Below are 24,329 nucleotides of genomic sequence, written 5' to 3' on the forward strand. Positions count from 1 at the left end.
CATCCATGACCACACAGTCAACTTCATTTCGTTTATTCGCAACTTGCGCCAAAGGTCTTGAACCTCTTTTATTTGATGAATTAACCCAACTTGGCGTTTCTGAAGTTCGGCAAACTGCTGGCGGCTGTTGGTTTCAGGGTGAGCTTGCTGATGCTTATCGTGTTTGTCTCTGGACTCGCCTTGCGAACCGCGTGCTATTAACGCTTGGCGAAACCTTTATTAAGAATGCGAAGGATATTCCAGTAGCTGTTGCGCAAACAGAGTGGGAAAACATATTCAGAGCGGATCAAACCTTTATTATTGATTTTAGTGGGCGTAATCACGAAATTCGTCACACCCAATTCGGCGCGCAGCTGATAAAAGACGGTATCGTCGACCGATTTCGTGAGCAAGGATTGCCGCGACCAAATGTATCGAAAGAATTACCAGATATTCGCATCAACGCGCACATTCAAAAAGAAAAATTAACTTGGTATCTCGATTTGGCGGGCGAGAGCCTTCACAAACGAGGCTATCGCCAACAACAAGGTAGCGCGCCATTAAGAGAAACACTCGCGGCTGCGGTTGTTCTGCGTAGTGGTATGACGAATAAAACGAATCTCGTGTTCGACCCATTCTGTGGCTCGGGAACTTTGTTGCTAGAGGCCGCAATGATTCGTCTTGATCGCGCTCCAGGTTTAACTCGCACAGAGTGGGGCTTCCAGCGCTGCGCTAAGCATGACGAGACCATCTGGCAACAAATTCGTGCTGATGCGCAACAGCGTTTCGATTCGGCTTTAGCTCAGGCTGATGCACGGTTTATTGGTTATGACAATGACGCGAAGATGCTCGCCATTGCTGAGCAAAACGCAACGCGACTCGGAATCGCAAACTTATGTGAATGGCAGCGAATGAATGCTGAGCAAGTGACCGCACCGAGTGAGCTATCTGAAATGCCGGGTGAAACGCCGTTACTTATCTGTAACCCGCCATACGGCGAGCGTTTAGGCGAAGAGATTGAAACACTGCTGTTATATCGTCGTTTCGGCGCGCAGTTGCGCGAACATTTCCATGGTTGGCAGGTTGGGGTACTTGCAGGTGACGATACCCTTCTTAAACGTATGAAATTGCGTAGTAACCGAAAATATAAGCTATTTAATGGTGCAATCGAGACCACTTTAGCCCTATATGACTTAACACAAGAGCAACCAGAGTTTACTCAAACGCAATCAAGTGATCTAGCTAACCGGCTTAAGAAAAACTGGCAAAAATTAGAAAAATGGGCGGCAAAAGAAGGGGTTAACGCTTGGCGCCTATATGATGCTGACCTTCCTGAGTACAACGCGGCTGTCGACGTTTATGATGATTGTTTAGTGATTCAAGAGTATGCGGCGCCTAAAGACATCCCGGAGGCGGTAGCCAAAGATCGCTTATGGTATTTGATTGACACATTGGCTCAAGAACTACCTTTTTCGGCAGAACATATGACGTTAAAGGTTCGTCAGAAGCAGTCCGGCAAGCAACAGTATCAAAAACAAGAACCTCGAGGTTTAGTGCGCATTGTGCACGAGTACAATGCTCAGTTTGAGGTGAATTTAAGTGATTATTTGGATACTGGCTTATTCCTCGACCATCGGTGGGCTCGACGAGAGCTCGGTAAAATCAGCGAGGACAAGTCGGTCTTAAATCTTTTCGCGTATACGTGCTCGGCATCTGTTCATGCCGCGCTTGGTGGTGCTAAAGAAGTTGTTTCTGTCGATTTATCAAAGACATATTTAGCATGGGGGCAGCGCAACTTCACGCTAAACAAGTTATTTGGTCGACAATACCAATTCATTCAAGCCGACTGCATGCAGTGGTTACGCGAACAGCGCCCGCAGCAGCGTTACGATGTTATCTTCTTAGATCCACCAACATTTTCGAATTCAAAGCGCATGGAAGATGTTCTCGACATTCAGCGCGACCACGTGATGCTACTTAAGTTAGCGGCTCGTTTATTGAAAGATAACGGCGTGATTTTATTTTCAAATAACAAACGTCGCTTTAAGTTAGATGAAGAGTTGTTAGCGGAAGCCTATTTAGTTGTTGAAGACTTAACACAACGCTCGATTTCACCAGATTTTGCACGTCACAAGGGCATCCATTATTTATTCAAGGTTCGCCAAAGTGACTGATTTTTACTTATTAACGAAACCGAATTGTCCACTTTGCGATGAAGCATTAAAACTATTGCATCAAGCACAGCCAGAACAGCCAATTCGGTTGCATATCGTTGATATAAGCGAACAGCCAGACCTTCAAGAAGAATATGCCTGGTTAATTCCAGTATTAATTCGTGCGCATGATGACGCCGAGTTGCGTTGGCCGTTTCAGCAACCGCTAGAGGATTTTTTAACGACATGAATTTAGTTCGTTTACATCAAGCACAGCTCGCCTTTGGTAATGATCCGATTCTTGATCATGCGGATCTTGTTATCGAATCAGGCGAACGTGTTTGTATTGTCGGTCGTAATGGGGCCGGTAAGTCGACATTATTAAAAGTAATTGCCGGCGAAGTATTACTTGATGATGGCGAGGTTCAGGTTGTTGGTGATACCGTTGTTGCTCGGTTACCACAAGATCCTCCTGCAAATTCCCCGCAATCGGTCTATGACTATGTGGCAGAAGGCCTAGCAGATATTGGGGCAACGCTTCAGCAATACCATCACGCTGTACTTGAGCTAAATGAACAGCCTGATAATGATGCTGTTTTGCAACGCATGGCAACGCTACAAACTGCAATCGAGGCCGCTGACGGCTGGCAACTACAATCACGAATTGAAAGTATTTTGAGCCAACTTGAACTTCCAGAAGATGCCACCATGGATTCGTTGTCTGGCGGCTGGCTAAGGCGCGTAGCACTTGCACGGGCTTTAGTTGTTAATCCCGATTTGTTGTTGCTTGACGAACCAACCAACCATTTGGACGTTGAGATGGTCACTTGGCTTGAATCAATGGTGAAAGAGTTTCGTGGCGCGGTGCTATTTATCAGTCACGATCGTGCTTTTATTCGTAATCTCGCCACACGTATCATTGATCTCGACCGCGGCAATTTGACTAGCTTTCCAGGAAATTACGATAAATATCTCACGGCAAAACAAGAGCTTTTAGAAATCGAAGCCAATCAAAACGCTGAATTTGATAAAAAGTTAGCCCAAGAAGAAGCGTGGATCCGCCAAGGCATTAAAGCCCGCCGTACACGCAATGAAGGGCGGGTGAGAGCTCTTCAAGCCTTACGAAAAGAACGCCAAGCGCGACGCGAGCAACAAGGTTCGGCCAAGCTTGCTGTTCAAGAAGCCAACCGTTCTGGTAAGTTAGTGTTTGAAGGGGAGAACTTACAACTTAGTTTCGACGGCAAGATCATCCTCAAAGACTTTAATTTGACCTTACAGCGTGGCGATAAGCTCGCGTTAGTTGGACCAAACGGCTGCGGTAAAAGTACGTTAATTCGAGTATTACTGGGCCAACAACAGGTAGACTCAGGCTCCGTCAAGCGTGGAACTAATCTTGAAGTCGCTTATTTTGATCAGCATCGTGCACAATTAAATCCGGATCTATCAGTTGCCGAAAATATTGGTGATGGCAAGCAAGATGTCACCTATAACGGTAAAACACGGCACATACTAAGCTACTTACAAGACTTCTTATTCTCACCCAAGCAAGCTCGCACGCCCGTGAAAGCCTTGTCCGGCGGAGAGCGGAATCGGGCGTTATTGGCTCGACTATTTTTGCAGCCAAGTAACTTCCTGATTCTCGATGAACCGACCAATGATTTGGATATTGATACGTTAGAGTTATTAGAACAAATAGTAGCTGATTATCAAGGTACGGTGATTCTTGTTAGTCACGACCGAGAATTTGTTGATAATACGGCAACCAGTGTGCTTTTATTCGAAGGCGACGGTGTTATCACCGAAATTTTTGGTGGCTTCGCTGAAATTAATCATTATCTAAAAGAAAAGCAGGGAACTAAAGCAATAGAAGCTCGGTCAGACAAGCCAGATTCGAAGCCTCGGGCTTCTGCTGAGCCAAAGAAAAAGTTATCCTACAAGTTGCAACGCGAATTAGATATGTTGCCGGAACGTATTGCTGCGCTTGAACAAGAACAAGAACAATTAGAGCAACAAGCAAATAACCCTGATTTTTATAATCAGCCACACACCGTCACAGCGCCTGTACTAGAGCGTTTAGGTGAGTTAGAGAATGAGCTTATGGCAGCGTTAGAACGCTGGGATGAATTAGAAAATTTACAACAAGAGAGCAGTTAAGCCATCTATGAAACAGTTTAAAACCCAGATACTTGTAGCAACAATCGCCTCTTCAATTGGCGCTTCTGCTGCAGCGCAAAACTACACCGTTCAGCCAATTACTACGCCGGATTCGGTTCAAAACACCTACGGCGTCGCGATAAATGATCAAGGCTTAGCCGCTTTACACATGCGTATACCTTTGGCGGCCGAACTCGATTTCGACTTAATTAGTGAAGCGTTGTTAGCCGATGCAGGTATTTCAACCGAGTTTGATCCGACTACCGATGAATTGACCTATGAACAGTACTTGGCTCTCGTTCAACGACTTGATGATCGGATTAACGGCTCGCTTTCAACGTTGCGTATTGCCGTTAATTTTGCCGGTGACTATGACGGCCAATCCACTTCGTTACCAGCGTTATTAAATAGCGCCGGTAATGCTTCATCAAGTCAACAAAACTCGGCTGACCATCAATTTTTAGGCCTCAATCAAAATAATGTTCGCGTAGGAATTGCGTCGGCGCCTTATACACGCTTCGAACATACGTTTCAGCCAGAGGCAGAAGAGGGCGGTGAAACGCCTGATCCAGTAACTATTAACTATGCTCAGCGAGAATTTACGAGCCGGGCGTTATGGTACGATGGCACAAATTATCAGTTGCTTGAACCTGCAGAACAAACCGCATTAGGTGGCGAATCTGGATTATTCGACATTAATGAAAACAATGTTGCCGTTGGTTTTCAAAGTGTCGCTGTCACACCGCAAGCCCAATCACGTCTTGAAACCTGTGCAGAATTAGAGTCAAGCACATCGGCTTCGACGACACCGTACACCTGCATGTGGAGTGCTTGGCATTCTTATCAAAGTGGTACCGCGAGTAATTTATCAAACCGCGGCTCACAACTAGCCACTAATGGCTCTATATACGATATGCATGCCACTGTATGGCAGTTAGATGCGCAGGGCGCTGTTATTAGTGAAACCACTTACGCACCATTAATGGAGCGTATAGAAGGTGATGACTTTCATTGGTCTACATACGCTTTTGCGGTAAATAATAACGGTATCGCTGTTGGTCAGAGTTGGACGTACTATGGTGATGAACCAGCAGTTGGTGGTCGTATTAAAATGCCAGCAATATTTGTGGATGGTGAAACACGCGCCGTAACAACAAGCGAAGATTATTTCTGGGGTGCAGCAACCGATATCAACGATGACGATATTGCGATTGGCTATGTGTTACAAAATATTCAAGGAACACGTCGCGCTGTTCCGTTCACTTATTCAGTAGCCGATGATACCTTCACAACCTTGCCAACCTTGTTTGTTGGTTCGGCGACCTATCCGAATGCCATTAATGATCAAGGAATCATCGTCGGTAGCGCGGAAATTGATACGCAAATTGATTCCGCACGGCGTCGAGTTGGCTATTACTTTGATTTAAATAATCCAGATCAGGGTTTGATTAACCTTAACGAAGCGATTGGTTGCGATTCGGATTATTTTATTGTGTCAGCCGATTCTGTGAATGAACAAAACCAAATTTTGGTAACAGCAACCAAAGAACGCGAGTATACCGATGAAAATGGTGAGGTAAAAAGCGAGCAGGTAGCCGAAACACTCATACTAAACCCTGAGAGTGGGGAATTTACTGGCTGTACAAGTGATGAGGATAAAATCGTACGCCAAGGTGCGGTTACAACCCCATGGGGTATTTTGTCTATGTTATTGATTGGCGGTCTTATTACACTTAGACGCAAATTTGAAAGCTAACTAAACAAGTTATTCTAAGTAGCCAATAATTAATAAACGGCGTGTTTTCATCGACTTAAAAAGTCGCTCTGGAATACGCCGTTTTTTTAATTTGAACTCCCGTACAGAATTGCTATCTATTAAATAGAGCGTCATGAAAAATTAAAGAACTCTCTCAGAGAAAATGTTCGGCGCTCTTCTTAATAAGTCACACGAACAAAAACTGGACGAGGAAGTGAATTATGAAACGACAAAAACGCGATCGCCTAGAACGTGCGCACGCACAAGGTTTTAAAGCCGGAGTATCTGGTCGTTCAAAAGAACTATGTCCCTACCAGAATCAAGACATACGGTCCCAGTGGTTAGGCGGTTGGCGCGATGCGATGGAAGCGCGAGGCGGCGGTTTATTTCGCTAACACCCCAAGGCAAATAAAAATTACAAAAAAGCCCGCAGAGCGGGCTTTTTAACATTGAATGCTCGTTAAAATGTTGAGGTATCGGTGAACAACCCAACTTTAAGATCTTTCGCGGTGTAAATAGTTTTACCATCAACTTCAACACGACCATCTGCAATTCCCATATACAAAGAGCGTTTCAAAACACGCTTCATATCAATGAAATAGCTGACTTTTTTCGCAGTCGGTAAAATTTGACCAGTGAATTTCACTTCGCCAACACCAAGCGCACGCCCGCGACCAGGGCCACCAAGACAGGCAAGGAAGAAACCAGTAAGCTGCCACATGGCATCGAGGCCTAAGCAACCTGGCATCACTGGATCACCAATGAAATGGCAATCGAAGAACCAAAGATCAGGTGTAATATCCAACTCAGCGTGAATAAAACCCTTACCATACGCGCCGCCGTCTTCAGTAATCTCGACAACACGATCCATCATTAACATGTTAGGAGCGGGGAGTTGGCTGTTGCCTGGACCAAACATTTCGCCACGAGCGCATGCAAGTAGCTCTTCACGAGTAAAGCTAGATTGTTTCATAAATACCTTGTTGAGTGTTGCGTTTCACAAATGTAACGCCTATCGAGTGAGACAGATAGGCGCTAGATTAGCGAACACGTGTACGCTTAACAAGTCCGACAAGTATTTTCAGTTGAACCAACGCCGCCACCACGGAACTTCACGCTCAATTTGTTGAAGCTCGTTTAAGCGTTGTTCAATGCGCGCATATAATTGTTTTTGCTCAGTTTGTGTCAATAATTCGAGCGCTTCACCAACGTGTTCAATGGCATAAACATGAAATTTATTATCAGCCACTGCTTGAATCACTTCGTCAGAAAGGTTGAGTTGACTCAAATTAGCAGCGGGAATAATAACCCCTTGCTTAGCGGTTAGACCGCGGGTTCGGCATAATTCAAAGTAACCTTCAATTTTTTCGTTCACTGCACCAATGGCTTGCACACGTCCAAATTGATCAACCGCGCCGGTAATCGCCAAACCTTGCTGAATAGGAGCTTCTGCAAGTGCTGATAATAAGCAACAAAGCTCAGCCAGTGAGGCGCTGTCGCCATCAACTTCATGATAGGATTGTTCGAAGACGATTGTCGCTGACAGTGCCATGGCTTCATTGCGAGCAAATACGTTGGCAATATAAGCACTTAAAATCATGACCCCCTTGGTGTGAATACTGCCACTAAGCTCGGATTTTCGATCAATATCGATAATGTCGCCATCACCATAATGAACGGTTGCAGTTATACGAGTTGGCTCACCAAACTCGTGACCACCAGCAGTAATCACCGTCAAACCATTAATTTGTCCAACAACTTCGCCTTCGGTAGCAATATAAACCTGTCCCTCTAGAATCGCACGGCGACTCAACTCGGCAATATAACCATCGCGATCGTGACGTTGTTTTAGCGCTTGTTGTAAATGACTGGCCGAAATCTCTTTACTTGCAGAAGTTTGGGCAATTGCACAGGCTTCGCGCATGAGCTGCATAATGGCAATGGTGTCGAGTGATAGTTCGGTTTGAAAATCGGTAATTCGCGTCACAAATTTAAATAGTGCAGCATATGCGTCTGCAGCCAAAGGCAACACCGCTGACTCTCGCTCAACATAACTGAGATAATCAAAGTAGGGGGCTAATGGCGCATTTTGCAGTGAGTAATGACTCGAGAAATCAGCTAAATATGGAAATAAATTGTCGAAATCGCGGTCGAGTTCACGAAGTTGCGCGTAGATATCGCGCTCACCAAGCAATAACACTTTGATATGAACCGGAATAGGTTCCGGTTGATAGTATGCCGCAATATTTGCGTCGCCTGGCTGCGGCCAATGAAACTCGCTGGTGCGTAAAATATACTTTAATTTGCGCCACAACCCTGGTTGAATCAGCAGTTCTTCTGCATCAATGGCGAGTACGCCACCGTTAGCCTTTAAAACCGCTCCGGCTTCTATTAGATGCAAATCTGACGAAATAGTACCTTCAACACTCTGTAAGCGAATACTACCGAAGAGGCTCGCTTCAGTGACCCGATCGCACAACATAAAGGGTTCATTTTCATCATGAGATACAATAACCGTTGCCAATTCAGAGCCAGGCAAATCATCGAACGTTCTATCAATTATTAGCTCAATGTATTTGGCAACCCGATCGCTCGGAAAGGTTTCTAGAATGAAATCACGCAACGGCGCTCGTACTGATACATCAGCTTGCAACAGCTCCCACAATTTCACTAAAAAATCATTCGCTTTGCCACACGGTAAGTTGACACACAATGGTTCATTTGCTGACTCAGGGTTGGCAACGTAAACCCAATCGAACTTATTTGCATGAAGCCATTGTTGTTTCGATTCAACTTCATTGAGAACGTCGTAGGTGCGCATACCTGCGGGTGTTACAACAAACCCATGGGCATAACGTCCGGCAATGCTTAACGCTTGTTGTAGAGCCGATAAGGCCCGCTGTTGGCCAACGAGTGCACTCGGTGACGTGGCCGTAGGGCGCTGATTCGCCCATTCATCAATCTTTGGTTGTAGTGCTGCGGCAACAATGCGCATATAAGTAATCTCCTTTCTATCGCGCCCATGATACCACTGTGAGCGCCCGACGCCATGTCTTGTCACACTATTGAGGGGGAATAAAATTAATTGGAATTGGGGTGATTTTATATCCATGCTGGCGTAATAAATTTAATAATCCATTCGTACCACCCAAATGACCCGCGCCAACCGCAATAAATGTCGGCTTCGTAGCAATAAGGTCCGGTAATTCAGCTATCCAGTTTTTATTACGCTGGCTTAAAAATGCCTGTTCAAAGTTGTCAAAATCGGCTTGGCCACGCATAACTTCATACAGTTTCTCACCATTATCATCGAGATAAACCGCTTGTAACGCCTTCAATTCATCTTGATTTTGTTGTGGGTTCGCCGCCATTTCGTACAGAGCTTCTACTTGTTCTTGCAGCGGAATGCTGTCGAATAACGCGAATTGTTCGGCCACAGTTTCCAATCCAACAATTTCTTTTGAACTGGCCTGAGCTTGCTGCGTCAGCGTTTCATCAAGGAGTAAAGGCTGCGACGTACAATTCAGGAAATGTTGAAGAAATAGGGCGTTAATAAAGATCGGACGGAGGTTTTTAATTTGCTGATACGGATAACCCAAATCATTCTCCACAATACCTTGTAGGGTGATTTGTTGGTCTCGCGTCAAATATTTCGCTAAATAGTCAGCTGGTTGCTGCGACACATTTTGCTGTAAATAACGTTGTTGTTCGCTATCGGTTAAATCTATTTCAACAACAAGTTGATTGGCATCTGCAAAAGCTGAAGTGACTTCATGAGGAATTCTGGCATCCGCATCACAAACCATATGCATCGTTCCGAACAAATAAGCTGTCGGTTGCGATGGATGTTCAATCTTATAAAACACATTTGCAAAACTGCATGAACTGACAATTAAAAATATCAAACCAAACAAATAGTTCATCGCGCGTGCTCCAGCTTTAGATGTGGCTATCGAATATAGCCGAGAATATAACGAAAAGGGTTTAGATTTCGAATACGAAACCCACCTCTATCGAGACATTATTAATTTCGTATAATGTATATTATGTTAAATCGTATTATATTCAGTGTATAGGTGTTATGTGATGACTTACATTTATAGCGCTAATTCGTGCGTATTTTGAAAAATTGGCAGTTCAGCTACGCAAAATCATACAGATTTCACGTAGCGAACGATTTCGGATATGGATTAGATTACGCGTTTAATGTGAGGCTTTTTAATCGAAAAGTCGTTACTCTACAAATGTCTTCATTGCACTCATTTGTTGTTGAAGAACATTTTCAACTGCAGGAGCCCATTGGCTTAGGTCATTAGGTGTATAACCGCCGACACGGTAAAAAACCGTTAGCTCGGTACTGGCATCATCGATTTGAGTTAACCGCCATTCCATAACACCAGTGACACCTTCGCCTTGTAGTGGTCCCAAGCCTCCTAATAATCGAATGAATTGATTCGGGGTAACCATCGCAACCTGCATGTGTTGAACTTGTGAGTCACCGAATATTTCACAAAAACACCCACCAGCTACGGCATCTAGGTTCATGTTTTTGCCTTCGCCGAACCACGTATGATCATCAAGCCACCACTGGCCAATGTCATCGGTTAAGCCATTATAGACATCAGTAATAGAAGCGTTCACGGTTTGTTTAAATTCAAGAGTAAATCCCTGAGCACTACTGTCAATCACTTCAGCTTGGCTTTCGATTGGCGTAAACGTTGCAGTAAGTAGCAACGCATTGGCGAAAAGAAACTGATGGATACGATTCATTACAATTCCCCTGCTCGCTTCATTTCGTCTTCTAACCGATTCGTTTCATCGGCACGCGGCTTAGTAAATCGAGCGATAGCAAGATATAAAACTGGCGTTAAGTACAAAGTAAATAGCACAGCAAAGGCAAGACCGCCAAATACAACCCAACCAATTGCATTACGCGATTCAGCGCCGGCACCAATAGAAAGAATCAAAGGCAGCGCACCTAACAAGGTTGATACCAACGTCATCATAATTGGGCGTAGACGAATTTCCGCTGCATTTTCAATTGCTTGACGCACACTTTCGCCTTGGTCGCGAAGCTGATCGGCAAACTCCACCAATAGAATAGAGTTCTTGGCGATAAGTCCTATCAGCATGACTAAACCAATCTGTGAGAATATGTTGATGGACGTGCCAGTAACGTAAAGCGCAAAGAAAGCCGCAGCAATACCAAATGGCACCGTCGCCATAACAACTATGGCTGAATTCACGCTTTCAAATTGTGCCGCTAATACCAAGAAAACAATAATAAAAGCTAAAATATACGTCAGCGCCACCTCACGAGCAGTTTCTTCATAGGCTTCAGCTTCGCCAAGTAAAACTAACCCAATACCACTGGGTAATTCTTCGGCAGCAATTTCGCGCATACGCTCAACAACTTGCTCGAGCGGAATCGAACTCGGTTGCTGCATATCGACTTGGATTGCTCGTCGTTGAGAACGCCGCTCTAATTCAGCTGGAACGCCCTCCTCAGTTAATGTGGTCAAACTCGATAGAGGGACAAGACCTGTCGCTTGCGAGCCGACGTACAGGTTCATGATGTCTGTCGGATCACGAACTAAATCACGCTGGGCTTGCAACATAATTGGCACCGCTTGGTCACCAATGTTCAAATCGGTTACATCTAAACCGTTAATAGCCGCTCGTAATGTTGTGGAAATATCAGCTAAAGGCACGCCGAGCTCTTCCGCTCGTTTACGATCTATATTTACGCGCAATTGGGGCTGCGTCGGCTGGTAACCAATTCGAGGGAATCCAACCTCAGGCATTTCATCCTGTAAACGAGCAGCGAATTTTTGCGCCGCGCGGAAGATTTCAGGATATTCATCGCCGGTTAAGGCAAACTCTAAACCACCACCTTGGCCTCGCAAATTAAGGCTATTTGAACCAAACGCACGTGCTGGAGCGCCAGGAATTTCACTTAACGGTCCGCTTATTTCATCAATGATGTCTTGCTGACTTTGATCGCGTTCTTCCCAGTCAGTTAAACGTACTGTTATAAACACCAAGTTGGGGTCCCATTGCCCAACGACTGTGTTAATACTGTCGACTGCTCCGCCATTCACATAAGGTAATAAAATTTCTTCCATCTTCTGTGCTTGGCGATCCATAAAATCAATACCGACACCATCAGGCCCACGCGCAAAGATACGGATGGTGCCGCGGTCTTCATTGGGCATGAGTTCATTGTCGACTTGGAAGTATAGATAACCGGCTGTGCCAGCGATAACCGTACTAGCAACAAATATCAGCAACGCTTTATCGAGTGCCACATGAAGCGTTTTTACGTAAATATCACGTAGCTTACTACCGACTTTTTGTAGCCGCGTTTCTTTTGCTTCTTTCAGCGGAAGACGGGCTGTTAATGCCGGCACTAAGGACAAGGCTACGAAAGATGAGATAATTACAGCTGTGGCAAGCACCCCACCAAATTCGCGGAATAATCGCCCTGCTGTTGACGGCAGAAACGCAATTGGAACAAAAACAGCTACAAGTACAGCGGTTGTCGCAACAACGGCAAAAAATACTTCTCGTGTACCAACCACTGCCGATGCTCGCGCGCCTAATCCAAGACCTCGACGTCGTTGAATATTTTCGGATACGACAATCGCATCATCAACAATAAGACCAGTCGCAAGTACAAGCGCTAATAAGGTCAAGATATTAATTGAGAAACCAAGCACCCATATCACTGCAATCGAGCCGATTAATGCAACCGGTATTGCAAATGCTGGAATAATTGTGGCACGCCCAGAGCCGATGAACACCCAGAGCGTTACAACAACTAAAGCAATTGTTAAAGCTAAGGAAACAAAAACCTCTTGTACCGAACTTCGAATAAATTTCGCATCGTCGGACGTGACTTGAATATCTAATTCTGGATACTGCAATTGCAAGCGATCAACAAGTTCAAGCACTTCATCAGAAATTTCAATCGTATTCGATCGTGCTTGCCGAATGATACCGAGGCCAATGACTGGCTTACCATCTAAGCGCACCATACTGCTGGCATCGGCCGGCCCAAAGAATACCGTCGCGATATCACCAATTCGTGTCGTATCACGCACCACGATGTTTTCAACATCGTCAACGGTTACAGAGCTTGCGTCCGCACGAACAATCAGCTGCTGATCTGTCGATTTTAAGCTACCAGCCGGAACATCAAATGGCGCCTGTCTTAAAACGTCAGCGACGTCACTTACGGTTAACTCAAAGCTCGCTAATAATAAAGGATCTAAAATTACTCGCAGAACGCGTTGCCGATCACCGTTTAAACGCACATCAGCAACACCTGGAACGCTTAAAAAATTGGGAGCAAGGTCGGTTTCAACACGTTCAGTTAAGGTTTCGAGGTCTAATGTAGCACTCGAAACGGCAAGCGATACAACTGATTGCGCATCGTTATCGGCTTTTATTACTGCGACGTTTTCCACCTCTTCGGGCAATCGTCGTTCGACTTGACTAACCGTTTCACGCATTTCATTGGCGGCGCTATCAAGGTCAATACCCGGTCGAAATTCAACCACAATACGCGAGCTACCTTCTTCACTCGATGCACGAATTTGCTTAACGCCACTCACACGAGCAGCGGCACCTTCTAAGATACTGGTAACCTCAGTATCAACGGTTTCCGGAGCGGCACCAGGGAAGCTTGCTGATACCGTTACAATGGGTCGGTCAACATCCGGTAATTCACGAACTTCAACGCCGTTAATTGCTGCGTAACCCGCGATGATAATCAATAAATTCAGAACGATAATTAAAATCGGGCGACGAATTGCCAGTGAGGGTAAATCATTTAGCATCGGCGAAAATTTCATGACTGCGACTCCGCAGCTGGCGCTTCACGAACTGATTGACCTGCTCGTAAACTTTGTACACCTTCAACAATTAGGTTATCACCCAATTGAAGTTCACCAGAAACAAGTATTCGACCTTCCAATCGCTGTTCGATATTGACATCGACCCGCTGCGCTTTACCGTCTTTCTCTACCCAGACATAGGCGCCATCAGCACTCCACATCAAGGCTGCTTCGGGTACTACTGCATAACTATCACCTTGATAGGTAAGCGCTGCACGAAAACTCATCCCCGGACGATATAAATCGTTACTATTATCAATAGCTGCCCGAACGCGAATGGTTCGGTTTGTTAAATCAACGCGAGAGTCTACTTCGACAATCTCTGCTGGTATTGCCTGCCCTCGACTTGCCCAAGGACGAACAATCAACTCTGCGCCACGCTGTAATAACTCCATTGCTGCTTCGGGCGCCTTAAAATCAATGTAAAGTTGCTCACGTTTATCAATCGTTGAAATTAAAGTCTGGGTGGTAATTCTATCGCCAGGTTCAACATCCGTTATTCCTAGAACACCATCAAATGGTGCGCGCACTTGGCGATCTTCATAAGCTATTTCGGCTTCTCGCGCTGCTACCTTCAACAAATCTCTTGCAGTTACAGCGATATCAAGCTCACTTTGCGATATGGCGCCCTGCTGACGACTTGTGGTTAATCGTCGGACGGTCCGCTCGGCGTCCTCAAGTTCAATTCGAGCGCGCTGAAGATCAACTTGCTGTTGACGATCATCGAGTCGCACCAAGACATCTCCTTGTTCGACACGTTCACCGGGCTGAAAATTAACTTCTAAGACGAGATCACCAACTGCAGGATACAATGCTACTGAACGCTGAGCTTCAGCATAGCCGACCGCTTCAACGCTGCGTTGTACACGCTCGAATCCAACTGGTTGCATCACCACCCAAGCGGCACGGTCTCCGCCCCATTGTTGCGCAAGTGAGGAAGGAATAACACTTGCACCCACAACGAGACATCCGATAACCGCTAATCGATTCAACCACTGCATGAATATTTCCTATCTGATAGTTTGCTTACACTAGGTAGTTAGATTTTCGCAAAATTGATCATAAAAGGTCGTCCATCTTCGATGAACGACCTTCTATTTACGCTCGATTTCTATTTGTGCCAAATAAAGTGAAGTATAGCGGGTTAGCTCTTCTTCTTGATGATTTCGGTCAAGCCGGCAACGGCGCTGCCGATATCCGCGAGCTGTGCAGGTAAAATTAGAGTATTGGTTTCTTTTGCTAAGTTACCGAATTCCTTCACATATTGTTCAGCTACGCGCAAACTAACTGCGTCTTGACCACCAGGCTGTTGAATTGCAAGAGCAATTTTCCCAAGACCTTCGGCGGTGGCTTCTGCAATCAGTTCAATTTCACGCGCGCGCCCTTCTGCTTCATTGATTTGTTTCTGCTTTTCTGCTTCAGAAAGGTTAATGACTTCTTGCTTATGACCCTCGGAAACATTGATCATTGCTTGGCGCTCGCCTTCCGATTTTGCGATGGCGGCGCGACGCTCACGTTCTGCACGCATTTGCTGTTCCAACGCATCTTTGATGCTCATCGGCAATTCGATATCTGAAATTTCATAACGCAACACCTTTATTCCCCATGGCGATGCTGCTTCATCAAGTGCCTGTACAACAATTTCGTTAATTCGCGCGCGTTCCTCAAACGTCTTATCTAAATCAGTTTGACCAATGACTGAGCGCATGGTTGTTTGTGCCAACTGCGAAGCGGCATAGCGATAATCATTGATGCCATAACTTGCTTTGTGGGCATCGACCACTTGAATATACAGCACACCATTAATACCAACTTGAATGTTATCGCGTGTTACACAAGCTTGACGTTCAACATCAATGACTTCTTCTTTTAGAGTATGTTGATAAGCCACTTTATCGATAAAAGGAATTAAAATGTGAAAGCCTGAATCAAGCGTTCGGCTATATTTCCCTAAGCGTTCAATTACAAAATTTGAGCGTTGCGGCACGATACGCGCCGACTTCAAAATTATAATAACGACAGCAATCGCAAAACCAATCGCTAAGACCGTTTCAATATTGGTACCATTCATGAGTTATCGCTTCCTTTTGTCTGATTTCTTGCAGTTAATCTTTCTTTTTGTACGGTGAGTTGAATGCCTTCATTCGCGACCACCCATGCCGTATCACCAACTTGTAAATCATCCTCTGAAAACGCATCCCATTGAACGCCATTTAAGACGACGCGCCCAGCACCATGATTGAACGCTTTGACAACAGTCACGCGCGCGCCAATATCACGCTGGAAGTTCGGCCGAGTTTCGTCTTCATCGGCCGTATAGCCTGTAAACCAGCGCTTGATACGCCCGCGAGCCAATAATAGCGTGACCAGACTTACAATTCCGAAAACCGCAAACTGAATTGCCAAATCATCAATCAACCCCCAGTGTACCAATAGCCCTGTAACAATCGCGCCAATGCCTAGAAATACAGCAACAACACTCGTTAGCAACAGCTCCGAGATAATCAAAACCACACCGACCAAAATCCATATTAAAGCGATAGACATGTAGCCACCTTGTTAAATTTGTTCCATAAAAACTATAGCATGCGTTGAAAACCACCACTTGTTTTAATTGTTTCAATTGGTTTCCGTGGTGAATTCGAACCGATAATAACCTTTTACGTTGGTCGCCTGATTGTACCAAGGCACACTAGCTTGCCAACGCATTTGTGGATCACTACAAGCACCAAGCCAAACTTTAACCTGCCATGTGGTGTCTGTCTCTTGTTCTACGACAAGCGGAATTACGCCCATATACATAGAAACACCCTCGAGTTTACCCTGCTCCAAAATTAGACCCTCGGGCACCGTAAATTCAATTGCAAACGGCTCTTCGACCCGAGGTTGATCCGGATCAAATTTATGGAAGATTTTTTCATTTGTTCTATGCTGTTCAGGAGGTTGTTGTTGTTCACAACTACTTAACAAGAAAACGCTCAACAGCGCGAAAATAAAGACCTTAACTTTCATGCGGGTATTTTTTACCTCAAAAATGGAATTGCCCGAAGTGTACATTATTTCGCCAAGCGCCCGTAAACCGCTTATTTTTCCTGTTTTCAGCCTGTTTTTCTTGGTTCAAAACTCGTAAAATACACCCGTTTGTCAAACTACCGATAAGGGAACGGACAGGCAACCTATTATTTGTCACGTTACTCTGTCTTAAATTTTCAGAGCATCAACGCGGAAAACAAAAATGAGCCAAACGAATCCACAACAAATTGAATATAACCTAAAGGTTGTACGGCAGTTCGCCATTATGACCGTTATTTGGGGAATCATTGGCATGACAGTCGGCGTACTTATTGCTGCGCAGCTGATCTGGCCAGAATTAAACTTTGACACGCCATGGCTTACCTACTCGCGGTTACGTCCATTGCATACCAATGCGGTAATTTTTGCATTTGGTACGTCTGCTTTGATGGGAACATCGTTTTACATTGTTCAGAAGACATGTAAAACAGCATTATTCTCCGATAAGTTAGCGAGCTTTGTATTCTGGGGTTGGCAAGCGGTTATTCTATCAGCTGTTGTCACGCTGCCAATGGGTCTAACAAGCACAAAAGAATACGCAGAATTAGAGTGGCCAATTGATATATTAATAGCGCTGGTGTGGATCGCCTATGTTATTGTTTTCTTTGGTACCTTAGTGAAGCGTAGAACGTCACACATTTATGTTGCTAACTGGTTCTATGGTGGTTTTATCGTCACTATCGCCGTTTTGCATATCGTTAACAGCATGGCTATCCCGGTATCATTCACCAAGTCTTACAGCCTTTATGCTGGGGCAACCGACGCGATGATTCAATGGTGGTACGGCCACAATGCGGTAGGTTTCCTATTAACCGCCGGATTCTTAGGTATGATGTACTACTTTGTACCTAAACAAGCTGAGCGTCCGGTTTATTCCTACCGATTGTCAGTTGTGCACTTCTGGGCTCTTATCTCGCTATATATTTGGGCTGGCCCTCACCACTTGCACTACACTGCTCTGCCTGACTGGACACAGTCATTAGGTATGGTGATGTCGGTGATTCTATTTGTTCCATCTTGGGGCGGCATGATCAACGGTATCATGACCTTGTCTGGCGCTTGGCATAAGCTCAAAACAGACCCAATTTTACGCTTCTTGATCGTGTCATTGTCATTCTACGGCATGTCAACGTTCGAAGGCCCGATGATGGCGATTAAATCAGTTAACGCATTGTCACACTATACAGATTGGACCGTTGGTCACGTTCATTCTGGTGCATTGGGTTGGGTTGCAATGATTACTATCGGTTCGTTGTATTACCTGATTCCACGCTTGTGGAACCAAACACAAATGCACAATGTGCGTTGGATTAATATTCACTTCTGGTTACACACCATCGGCGTTGTTCTGTATATCGTAGCGTTATGGATTTCGGGTGTAATGCAAGGTTTGATGTGGCGGGCTGTCAATGCAACTGATGGTACCCTAACCTACAGTTTTGTTGAAAGTGTCGTAGCGTCTTATCCATTCTGGTTCATTCGCTTTGTGGGTGGCCTATTCATCGTTACCGGTATGGTGCTCATGGCAATCAATATGTATCGCACAATTCGCGCTGGTAAACCAACCGTTGAATTTGTTGATACCGCACCCGAGCATAAGCCTGCTCCAGCAGTAGCGACTCAGTCAGCTTAAGGAGACGATGAAATGAGCAAAAACGTTACTCACGCATTCGTTGAAAAACGCGTTGGTTGGTTGGCGGTCCTTATGACTATTGCCATCTCTATTGGCGGTTTAGTTGAAATTACTCCGCTAGTTTTCCAAAAACAAACGAATGAGCCAGTGGTTGGTTTAAAACCATACACTGCCTTAGAAATGGAGGGTCGTGACATATACATTCGCGAAGGATGTAGCAACTGTCACAGCCAGATGATTCGTCCATTTCGCTCTGAAACTGAACGTTACGGTCACTATTCACTCGCTGGTGAACATGTGTGGGAGCGCCCGTTCCTATGGGGATCAAAACGCACAGGTCCTGATTTGGCTCGGGTTGGTGGTCGTTACAGTGATGAATGGCACTATGTTCACTTGATCAATCCGCGTGATGTGGTTCCAGAATCAAACATGCCGGCTTTTCCATGGCTTGCTGAAAACACACTTGATGGTGAGTTAACAGCTAAGAAATTGGAAGTATTCCGTTCATTTGGAGTGCCTTACACTGACGAAGATATCGCTGGTGCAAAGGCTGCAGTTGAAGGCAAGACAGAAATGGAAGCCTTGATTGCATATCTGCAAGTGCTTGGAACTGGCTTAACGCAGGCTGAGTAAGATGGATTACATCACTTGGCGTAGTTTTTACACCGTATTAGTTTTCGTACTGTTTATCGGTGTGGTTTGGTGGGCCTATAGCAAAGGTCAAAAAAAGAACTTTGATGAAGCCGCCAACTCCATATTTGATGAAGATGAAAAATCGTCTGTAACCAAAGACAGTACTAAACAGGAGTCGAAGAATAATGAGTAGCTTCTGGAGTGCATGGATTATTGTCCTAACTTTAGCCTTCTTGGTGTTTATTATCTGGCTATTACGCTGGAATATGACCAATTACACCGGCATTAAAGAAGGTGAATTAATGGATCACGAATTTGACGGTATCGTGGAAATTAACAACCCAATGCCGAAATGGTGGACCATTTTATTCTGGATCACGATTGTCTGGGGTTTCTTGTATTTAGCCCTGTATCCTGGTTTGGGTAACTTCACTGGCCTACTCGGCTGGAGTAGCTCGAACCAAGACGTTCGTTCATTAGAGCAATCTAAAGAAGCAACCGAAGCGGCTCGCGAAGCTGGTTTGATTGTTGAATATGATCGTCAAATGGACCAGGCAGAAGAAAAGTTTGGCCCAGTATTTGCTGCATTGTCTGAGCGCCCGATTGAAGAATTGGCGCAAGACCCTGAAGCGGTTAAGATTGGTCAACGCCTATTCATTCAAAACTGTGCTCAGTGTCATGGTTCAAATGCTATGGGTGGTAAAGGCTTCCCTAACCTGACCGATGATGACTGGCTATATGGCGGCAGCCCAGAAGCCATTAAGCATTCTCTAATGGAAGGCCGCAATGGCGTTATGCCAGCTCAAACTCAATTTAATGATCAGCAAATTACCGAACTTGCGCATTATGTTATGAGTTTAAGTGGTCGTAAGGTTGACCCAGAATTAGCTAAAGCTGGCGAATCAAATTTTGCAGCTTGCGCAGCTTGTCATGGCCCAAATGGGAAAGGCAACCAAGCACTTGGCGCGCCAAACTTAACCGATAACGTTTGGTTATATGGCGGTTCACAGGATGCTATCGAAGAAACGTTACGTAATGGTCGTAACGGCGTCATGCCAGCATGGAAAGATATCCTCGGAGAGGATAAAATCCACGTTATTAGTTCGTACGTTTACGGACTGTCGCAGGACTAATCGAAAAGCCCCGCTCCTGCGGGGCTTTTTCTTTAAATTACATAAGTTGAGGTTTGTGTCGCATGGAAAAGCCTTGGTATAAGCAGTTTTGGCCGTGGTTCTTAATGCTCATCCCGTTTTCTGTTGTTATCGCTATGATTATCACATTAACCATTGCAAGCGGTTATGGAGATAACCCAATGGTTGTGGATGACTATTATAAGAAAGGACGCGGTATTAATGCTCAAGTCGAAAAAGTTCAAGCCGCACAAGCCCTGAACATTGAGTTTACGTTTAAGCAATCGGAGAATGCGTTTACATTAACTTATAATAGCGGCGCTCCGGAACAGTTTAGTGCGCTCAAGGTTAGCTTTTATCACACCACGCTTGCGGAAAAAGATTTCACTGTAACCTTAACAGCCGATGCGCAAGGTGTTTATCGAGGCAGTCTTCCAGACAATGAAGAAGGCAAATGGACGATTACGATAACGCCATTTGACGATAGCTGGCGAGTAACGCAGCAAGTTCAGCTTCCAGCTTATCGAGAGCTTGCTATTAAGCCGCTAACATACGGCGTTTAATTCATGGCCAGCAGCACATTGCCAGATGTTCCTGAAGGTCTATGTTTCCATTGTCTTCAGCCTTTGCCTGAAGACGGTGGTTACCCTGTTACGTTACATAACAAAACTTATTCAGTTTGCTGCTATGGTTGCCAGGCCGTGGCTGAAACCATAGCTCAGCAAAATCTACTTCATTTTTATCAATATCGCGATACCAGCAACCCCCTGCAAGTGCCACTTGTTCCTGAGGAGTTGCAGCAATTAACGGCCTATGACGATGAGCAGCTGCAACAGCAATTTACGCGCTCAGAAGACGGCTTGCGCAGTATCAATTTATCTATCGATGGCATGACTTGTTCTGCCTGTGCCTGGCTAATTGAACAGCATCTCAGCCGACTGGCAGGGGTTCAGCAAGTTCAAGTAAACGCAACCACAGAGCGAGTGGCGATTCGCTGGCAACCTGATGCAGTGAAGCTCAGTGAGATACTACAGGCCATCGCCGAACTCGGCTATCGAGCATTACCCTTTCAAGCTGCCAACCAAGAACAAGAATTTAAACAACGCCGTCGCTATTTTGTCACTCGGCTTGGGGTGGCTGGATTAGCGACAATGCAAGTCATGATGCTTGCTATTGGCCTCTATTTTGGCGTTGTAAGTGATCTCGATGCTGAACTGCGACAATTTATGTGGTGGATCAGTCTTTTTATGGCCACGCCGGTATTGCTTTATAGCGCGCAACCCTTTTATATCAGTGCTATTCGGAGTATTCAGGCGGGACAACCGAATATGGATGTTCCGGTTACATTTGCCTTACTTTCGGCGTACGGCGCGAGTGCATATGCAACATTCATAAACGAAGGCGAAGTGTATTTTGAATCGGTCGCCATGTTTACATTCTTTTTATTGGTAGGCCGCTATTTTGAGCTTCTTGCGCGTCAAAAAGCGGTCAGCGCCGCAGCAAATTTAGTAAAATTACTGCCTGCCATTGCGCAACGTGAAATAGCTAACGGCGAGTATGAGTCAGTCGCGGTAAATCGGCTACAAATCGGTGATGTTATTCAAGTTTTACCTGGTGCAACGATCCCCGCCGACGGTGAGCTATTGAGTAAAAGTGCGGGCGTGAATGAAAGCATCTTAACCGGCGAGAGCCGGCTGGTGAACAAGTATCAGCATGAAACCGTTTTAGCCGGTAGCATTAATCAAAATCAAGCCATTCGCATCAAGGTTTCTGCAATCCAACAACAAACCGTTTTAGCCAGTATCATCGAGCTCCAAGACTTAGCCCTATCGCGGAAGCCAAAGCTAGCGCGCGTCGCTGAGCGTATGGCGAGTAAATTTGTAGTGCGCATTTTGATGCTAGCGGCGGCAACATTTTTGATTTGGACCATAATTGACCCCGCCGAAGCATTTTGGGTAACGCTCTCGGTGCTGGTGGCGACCTGCCCTTGCGCCCTAGCCTTAGCAGCTCCTACGGCTGTTACAGGAGCAATTCATAAACTCAATAAAAGTGGAATTTTACTGCGTAATGCCGATGTATTGCAGATATTACCCGATGTAAAAACTGTATTCGTTGATAAAACGGGAACGTTGACAACCGGAGAATTCACTCTCCAACAATTACATGTCTATAAAGAACATGCTGACGAAATAACAGTGAAAGCATTGGCGCAAGCTTTAGAAAATCACTCAGAACATCCACTTGCGGCACCGTTGCGGCATTTAACCGAAGCCCGTGAATCAGTAGCTGACGTTCAAAATGAGGCAGGTTATGGACTTCAAGCAAACTGGCGCACTGACGGTCACGTAACACCAGTTCGTATTGGCAGTCTACGTTTTATTCAACAATGGCACCCTACTTTTAGCCCCAAATTAACCAGCGCTCAGGTATTTCTTGCGACATCACAACATGTCCTCGCTGAAATGCAGGTAGGTGATAAACTTCGTCATGACACCCAAGCGACCATAGCCGCTATGCAAGCAGCCGGTATTGAAGTCATCATGTTAACCGGTGATCGATTAGAATTAGCTGAACAAATTGCAGAACAGCTTAATATCAAACACGTTTTTGCTAATTTACTTCCTGCCGACAAACTGGATAAATTAACGAGCGCTCAAATCGATGGACCCGTTGCGATGATTGGCGACGGCCTTAATGATGGGCCTGTATTAGCACAAGCTGATGTATCCATTACTTTTGGCCATGCCGCCGATTTGGCAAGAACTGCGGCCGATGTCGTATTACTGCGAAACCAATTTAGTGCACTCAATCAGTTCAGCGAAATAACGTCAAAAGCGCGCAAAATCCTGCGACAAAATATCCTATGGGCATTAATCTACAATATTGGTATTCTGCCGGTAGCTATGGCGGGCTTCGTTACGCCGTATATTGCAGCTATTGGCATGTCACTTAGCTCCTTGATCGTGTTACTCAACTCGCTGAGGTTATACCGATAATGGATAGTTTATACGTACTCATTCCCATCGCGTTATTGTTCGTTGTCATAGCGGTTGCGGTATTCTTTTTTGCGGTTAAGAGCGACCAATTTGAAGATCTTGAGCGTCACGGGATGAACATATTACTCGACGATGACTCACGGACTAAACCGCAATCCGAAGAAGATAAAGAACACCGCAAGGGCGCCAATGTCGATACAAATGAACGTTGATTGGCTTGCCGCATTGCTAATGGGCTTAGCAGGCGCTGGGCACTGCGTCATGATGTGTGGCGGCATCGCTGGCGCCTTTGCTGGTCAAGTAAATAAAACCCAACTATTTATTTATAATCTCGGCAGAATCACCTCCTATGCGATTGCCGGCGCTCTTATCGGGGCTGCCGTTGGAAGTATTGCCGGACTCGCCGATCAAGGCCTTGTTAGCCTGCGTATCATTGCTGCTTTTGTATTAATTGCATTTGGTTTGTATCTTGGGCAGTGGTGGTTCGGTTTGCGTCATCTCGAACGATTGGGCCAACCCTTGTGGCGTCGTCTTCAGCCGTTCGCAGCAAGTTTTCGACAGCGCAAATCAAGTTACGTCAGCCTATTTAGTGCAGGCATGTTATGGGGGTGGTTGCCCTGTGGACTGGTTTATAGCGCATTAAGTTGGGCTGCAATCAGCGGCTCAGCGATGCAAGGCGGCTTATTCATGATTGCCTTTGGTCTCGGCACCCTGCCCGCTATGTTTGCGTTTGGTTGGCTTAGCCACAGCATACAACAACTGTTTAAGTCCAAAGGTTTTCGTCAACTGATGGGCGCATTAATGATTGTTTACGGTTTGTGGACATTGATTATTGCCGTACGTCAACTGCAACTCGTTTAATCATTTGGCTGTTTATCAAAAATTTAGCTAGACTCAAGTCATATTCGTTGGTTACCTCTGAGGT

The 24,329-nt window shown here is 45.3% G+C and carries 22 protein-coding genes; 13 read left to right on the forward strand and 9 right to left on the reverse strand.

Annotated features, from left to right (window positions below):
• The first annotated feature begins 5 nt into the window (after nucleotides 1-5).
• The 5 genes from rlmKL (at nucleotide 6) to rmf (ending at nucleotide 6,437) form a co-directional block, all read left to right on the forward strand.
• Nucleotides 6-2,153 (forward strand): bifunctional 23S rRNA (guanine(2069)-N(7))-methyltransferase RlmK/23S rRNA (guanine(2445)-N(2))-methyltransferase RlmL, encoded by a 2,148-nt coding sequence (gene rlmKL, locus CWI76_RS02710; RefSeq protein ID WP_126758822.1) that lies wholly within the window; start codon nucleotides 6-8, stop codon nucleotides 2,151-2,153.
• Nucleotides 2,146-2,382 carry a glutaredoxin family protein gene (locus tag CWI76_RS02715; RefSeq protein ID WP_126758823.1) on the forward strand — a complete coding sequence of 79 codons (237 nt, stop codon included), beginning with the start codon at nucleotides 2,146-2,148 and terminating at the stop codon, nucleotides 2,380-2,382. The genes rlmKL and CWI76_RS02715 overlap by 8 nt, the downstream gene beginning before the upstream one ends.
• Entirely contained in the window at nucleotides 2,379-4,286 is a 1,908-nt protein-coding gene (gene uup / locus CWI76_RS02720; protein ID WP_126758824.1) for an ATP-binding cassette ATPase Uup, read from the forward strand. Before CWI76_RS02715 ends, uup begins: the two co-directional genes overlap by 4 nt.
• Before the next feature lie 7 nt (nucleotides 4,287-4,293).
• A complete protein-coding gene (locus tag CWI76_RS02725) occupies nucleotides 4,294-6,042 on the forward strand; it encodes a DUF3466 family protein (RefSeq protein ID WP_126758825.1) in 1,749 nt (582 codons plus the stop codon).
• Nucleotides 6,043-6,263: 221 nt separating this feature from the next.
• Complete coding sequence (gene rmf / locus CWI76_RS02730) at nucleotides 6,264-6,437, forward strand: ribosome modulation factor (protein ID WP_126758826.1); 174 nt, start codon at nucleotides 6,264-6,266, stop codon at nucleotides 6,435-6,437.
• Nucleotides 6,438-6,502: 65 nt separating this feature from the next.
• On the opposite strand, the gene fabA is transcribed toward rmf, so the two are convergent.
• From fabA to CWI76_RS02775, 9 genes are all read right to left on the reverse strand, one after another.
• Entirely contained in the window at nucleotides 6,503-7,015 is a 513-nt protein-coding gene (gene fabA, locus CWI76_RS02735) for a 3-hydroxyacyl-[acyl-carrier-protein] dehydratase FabA (protein ID WP_126758827.1), read from the reverse strand.
• Nucleotides 7,016-7,123: 108 nt separating this feature from the next.
• Nucleotides 7,124-9,037, reverse strand: coding sequence for an AAA family ATPase (locus CWI76_RS02740; protein WP_126758828.1), 1,914 nt, complete (start codon nucleotides 9,035-9,037; stop codon nucleotides 7,124-7,126).
• A gap of 67 nt (nucleotides 9,038-9,104) precedes the next feature.
• On the reverse strand, nucleotides 9,105-9,965 hold the full coding sequence (locus tag CWI76_RS02745; RefSeq protein ID WP_126758829.1) for a TraB/GumN family protein: 861 nt from the start codon (nucleotides 9,963-9,965) through the stop codon (nucleotides 9,105-9,107).
• A 310-nt stretch (nucleotides 9,966-10,275) separates the two neighbouring features.
• On the reverse strand, nucleotides 10,276-10,812 hold the full coding sequence (locus tag CWI76_RS02750; RefSeq protein ID WP_126758830.1) for an SRPBCC family protein: 537 nt from the start codon (nucleotides 10,810-10,812) through the stop codon (nucleotides 10,276-10,278).
• A complete protein-coding gene (locus CWI76_RS02755) occupies nucleotides 10,812-13,898 on the reverse strand; it encodes an efflux RND transporter permease subunit (protein WP_126758831.1) in 3,087 nt (1,028 codons plus the stop codon). Before CWI76_RS02755 ends, CWI76_RS02750 begins: the two co-directional genes overlap by 1 nt.
• The gene (locus tag CWI76_RS02760; protein WP_126758832.1) at nucleotides 13,895-14,941 is read right to left on the reverse strand and encodes an efflux RND transporter periplasmic adaptor subunit; all 1,047 of its coding nucleotides are present in this window, start codon (nucleotides 14,939-14,941) and stop codon (nucleotides 13,895-13,897) included. Before CWI76_RS02760 ends, CWI76_RS02755 begins: the two co-directional genes overlap by 4 nt.
• Before the next feature lie 143 nt (nucleotides 14,942-15,084).
• Nucleotides 15,085-16,011 (reverse strand): SPFH domain-containing protein, encoded by a 927-nt coding sequence (locus CWI76_RS02765; protein ID WP_126758833.1) that lies wholly within the window; start codon nucleotides 16,009-16,011, stop codon nucleotides 15,085-15,087.
• Entirely contained in the window at nucleotides 16,008-16,487 is a 480-nt protein-coding gene (locus CWI76_RS02770; RefSeq protein WP_126758834.1) for an NfeD family protein, read from the reverse strand. Before CWI76_RS02770 ends, CWI76_RS02765 begins: the two co-directional genes overlap by 4 nt.
• Before the next feature lie 72 nt (nucleotides 16,488-16,559).
• Nucleotides 16,560-16,952 (reverse strand): hypothetical protein, encoded by a 393-nt coding sequence (locus tag CWI76_RS02775; RefSeq protein WP_126758835.1) that lies wholly within the window; start codon nucleotides 16,950-16,952, stop codon nucleotides 16,560-16,562.
• Between the two features lie 223 nt (nucleotides 16,953-17,175).
• Between CWI76_RS02775 and ccoN the strand changes: the two genes are divergently transcribed.
• From ccoN to CWI76_RS02815, 8 genes are all read left to right on the forward strand, one after another.
• A complete protein-coding gene (gene ccoN, locus CWI76_RS02780; RefSeq protein ID WP_126758836.1) occupies nucleotides 17,176-18,645 on the forward strand; it encodes a cytochrome-c oxidase, cbb3-type subunit I in 1,470 nt (489 codons plus the stop codon).
• Between the two features lie 12 nt (nucleotides 18,646-18,657).
• Nucleotides 18,658-19,278 (forward strand): cytochrome-c oxidase, cbb3-type subunit II, encoded by a 621-nt coding sequence (gene ccoO, locus CWI76_RS02785; RefSeq protein WP_126758837.1) that lies wholly within the window; start codon nucleotides 18,658-18,660, stop codon nucleotides 19,276-19,278.
• 1 nt (nucleotide 19,279) lies between these two features.
• Nucleotides 19,280-19,471: a cbb3-type cytochrome oxidase subunit 3 gene (locus CWI76_RS02790; protein ID WP_126758838.1), complete on the forward strand. Its 192-nt coding sequence runs from the start codon at nucleotides 19,280-19,282 to the stop codon at nucleotides 19,469-19,471.
• On the forward strand, nucleotides 19,464-20,411 hold the full coding sequence (gene ccoP, locus CWI76_RS02795; protein WP_126758839.1) for a cytochrome-c oxidase, cbb3-type subunit III: 948 nt from the start codon (nucleotides 19,464-19,466) through the stop codon (nucleotides 20,409-20,411). The genes CWI76_RS02790 and ccoP overlap by 8 nt, the downstream gene beginning before the upstream one ends.
• Nucleotides 20,412-20,473: 62 nt before the next feature.
• A complete protein-coding gene (locus tag CWI76_RS02800; RefSeq protein WP_126758840.1) occupies nucleotides 20,474-20,971 on the forward strand; it encodes a FixH family protein in 498 nt (165 codons plus the stop codon).
• 3 nt (nucleotides 20,972-20,974) lie between these two features.
• Nucleotides 20,975-23,404 (forward strand): heavy metal translocating P-type ATPase, encoded by a 2,430-nt coding sequence (locus CWI76_RS02805; protein ID WP_126758841.1) that lies wholly within the window; start codon nucleotides 20,975-20,977, stop codon nucleotides 23,402-23,404.
• Nucleotides 23,404-23,616 (forward strand): cbb3-type cytochrome oxidase assembly protein CcoS, encoded by a 213-nt coding sequence (ccoS, locus tag CWI76_RS02810; RefSeq protein WP_126758842.1) that lies wholly within the window; start codon nucleotides 23,404-23,406, stop codon nucleotides 23,614-23,616. The genes CWI76_RS02805 and ccoS overlap by 1 nt, the downstream gene beginning before the upstream one ends.
• Entirely contained in the window at nucleotides 23,594-24,265 is a 672-nt protein-coding gene (locus tag CWI76_RS02815; RefSeq protein WP_241967936.1) for a sulfite exporter TauE/SafE family protein, read from the forward strand. The genes ccoS and CWI76_RS02815 overlap by 23 nt, the downstream gene beginning before the upstream one ends.
• The last annotated feature ends 64 nt before the right edge of the window (nucleotides 24,266-24,329 follow it).

The organism is Pseudidiomarina marina (assembly GCF_003987045.1).
In the GTDB taxonomy this organism is placed as follows: Bacteria; Pseudomonadota; Gammaproteobacteria; order Enterobacterales; family Alteromonadaceae; genus Pseudidiomarina; species Pseudidiomarina marina.

Excerpts from the sequence above, each read along its gene's own strand:
- rlmKL (WP_126758822.1), top strand. The coding sequence starts at position 6 with ATGACCACACAGTCAACTTCATTTCGTTTATTCGCAACTTGCGCCAAA.
- uup (WP_126758824.1), top strand. The coding sequence starts at position 2,379 with ATGAATTTAGTTCGTTTACATCAAGCACAGCTCGCCTTTGGTAATGAT.
- CWI76_RS02725 (WP_126758825.1), top strand. The coding sequence starts at position 4,294 with ATGAAACAGTTTAAAACCCAGATACTTGTAGCAACAATCGCCTCTTCA.
- rmf (WP_126758826.1), top strand. The coding sequence starts at position 6,264 with ATGAAACGACAAAAACGCGATCGCCTAGAACGTGCGCACGCACAAGGT.
- fabA (WP_126758827.1), bottom strand. The coding sequence starts at position 7,015 with ATGAAACAATCTAGCTTTACTCGTGAAGAGCTACTTGCATGCGCTCGT.
- CWI76_RS02740 (WP_126758828.1), bottom strand. The coding sequence starts at position 9,037 with ATGCGCATTGTTGCCGCAGCACTACAACCAAAGATTGATGAATGGGCG.
- CWI76_RS02745 (WP_126758829.1), bottom strand. The coding sequence starts at position 9,965 with ATGAACTATTTGTTTGGTTTGATATTTTTAATTGTCAGTTCATGCAGT.
- CWI76_RS02750 (WP_126758830.1), bottom strand. The coding sequence starts at position 10,812 with ATGAATCGTATCCATCAGTTTCTTTTCGCCAATGCGTTGCTACTTACT.
- CWI76_RS02755 (WP_126758831.1), bottom strand. The coding sequence starts at position 13,898 with ATGAAATTTTCGCCGATGCTAAATGATTTACCCTCACTGGCAATTCGT.
- CWI76_RS02760 (WP_126758832.1), bottom strand. The coding sequence starts at position 14,941 with ATGCAGTGGTTGAATCGATTAGCGGTTATCGGATGTCTCGTTGTGGGT.
- CWI76_RS02765 (WP_126758833.1), bottom strand. The coding sequence starts at position 16,011 with ATGAATGGTACCAATATTGAAACGGTCTTAGCGATTGGTTTTGCGATT.
- CWI76_RS02770 (WP_126758834.1), bottom strand. The coding sequence starts at position 16,487 with ATGTCTATCGCTTTAATATGGATTTTGGTCGGTGTGGTTTTGATTATC.
- CWI76_RS02775 (WP_126758835.1), bottom strand. The coding sequence starts at position 16,952 with ATGAAAGTTAAGGTCTTTATTTTCGCGCTGTTGAGCGTTTTCTTGTTA.
- ccoN (WP_126758836.1), top strand. The coding sequence starts at position 17,176 with ATGAGCCAAACGAATCCACAACAAATTGAATATAACCTAAAGGTTGTA.
- ccoO (WP_126758837.1), top strand. The coding sequence starts at position 18,658 with ATGAGCAAAAACGTTACTCACGCATTCGTTGAAAAACGCGTTGGTTGG.
- CWI76_RS02790 (WP_126758838.1), top strand. The coding sequence starts at position 19,280 with ATGGATTACATCACTTGGCGTAGTTTTTACACCGTATTAGTTTTCGTA.
- ccoP (WP_126758839.1), top strand. The coding sequence starts at position 19,464 with ATGAGTAGCTTCTGGAGTGCATGGATTATTGTCCTAACTTTAGCCTTC.
- CWI76_RS02800 (WP_126758840.1), top strand. The coding sequence starts at position 20,474 with ATGGAAAAGCCTTGGTATAAGCAGTTTTGGCCGTGGTTCTTAATGCTC.
- CWI76_RS02805 (WP_126758841.1), top strand. The coding sequence starts at position 20,975 with ATGGCCAGCAGCACATTGCCAGATGTTCCTGAAGGTCTATGTTTCCAT.
- ccoS (WP_126758842.1), top strand. The coding sequence starts at position 23,404 with ATGGATAGTTTATACGTACTCATTCCCATCGCGTTATTGTTCGTTGTC.
- CWI76_RS02815 (WP_241967936.1), top strand. The coding sequence starts at position 23,594 with ATGTCGATACAAATGAACGTTGATTGGCTTGCCGCATTGCTAATGGGC.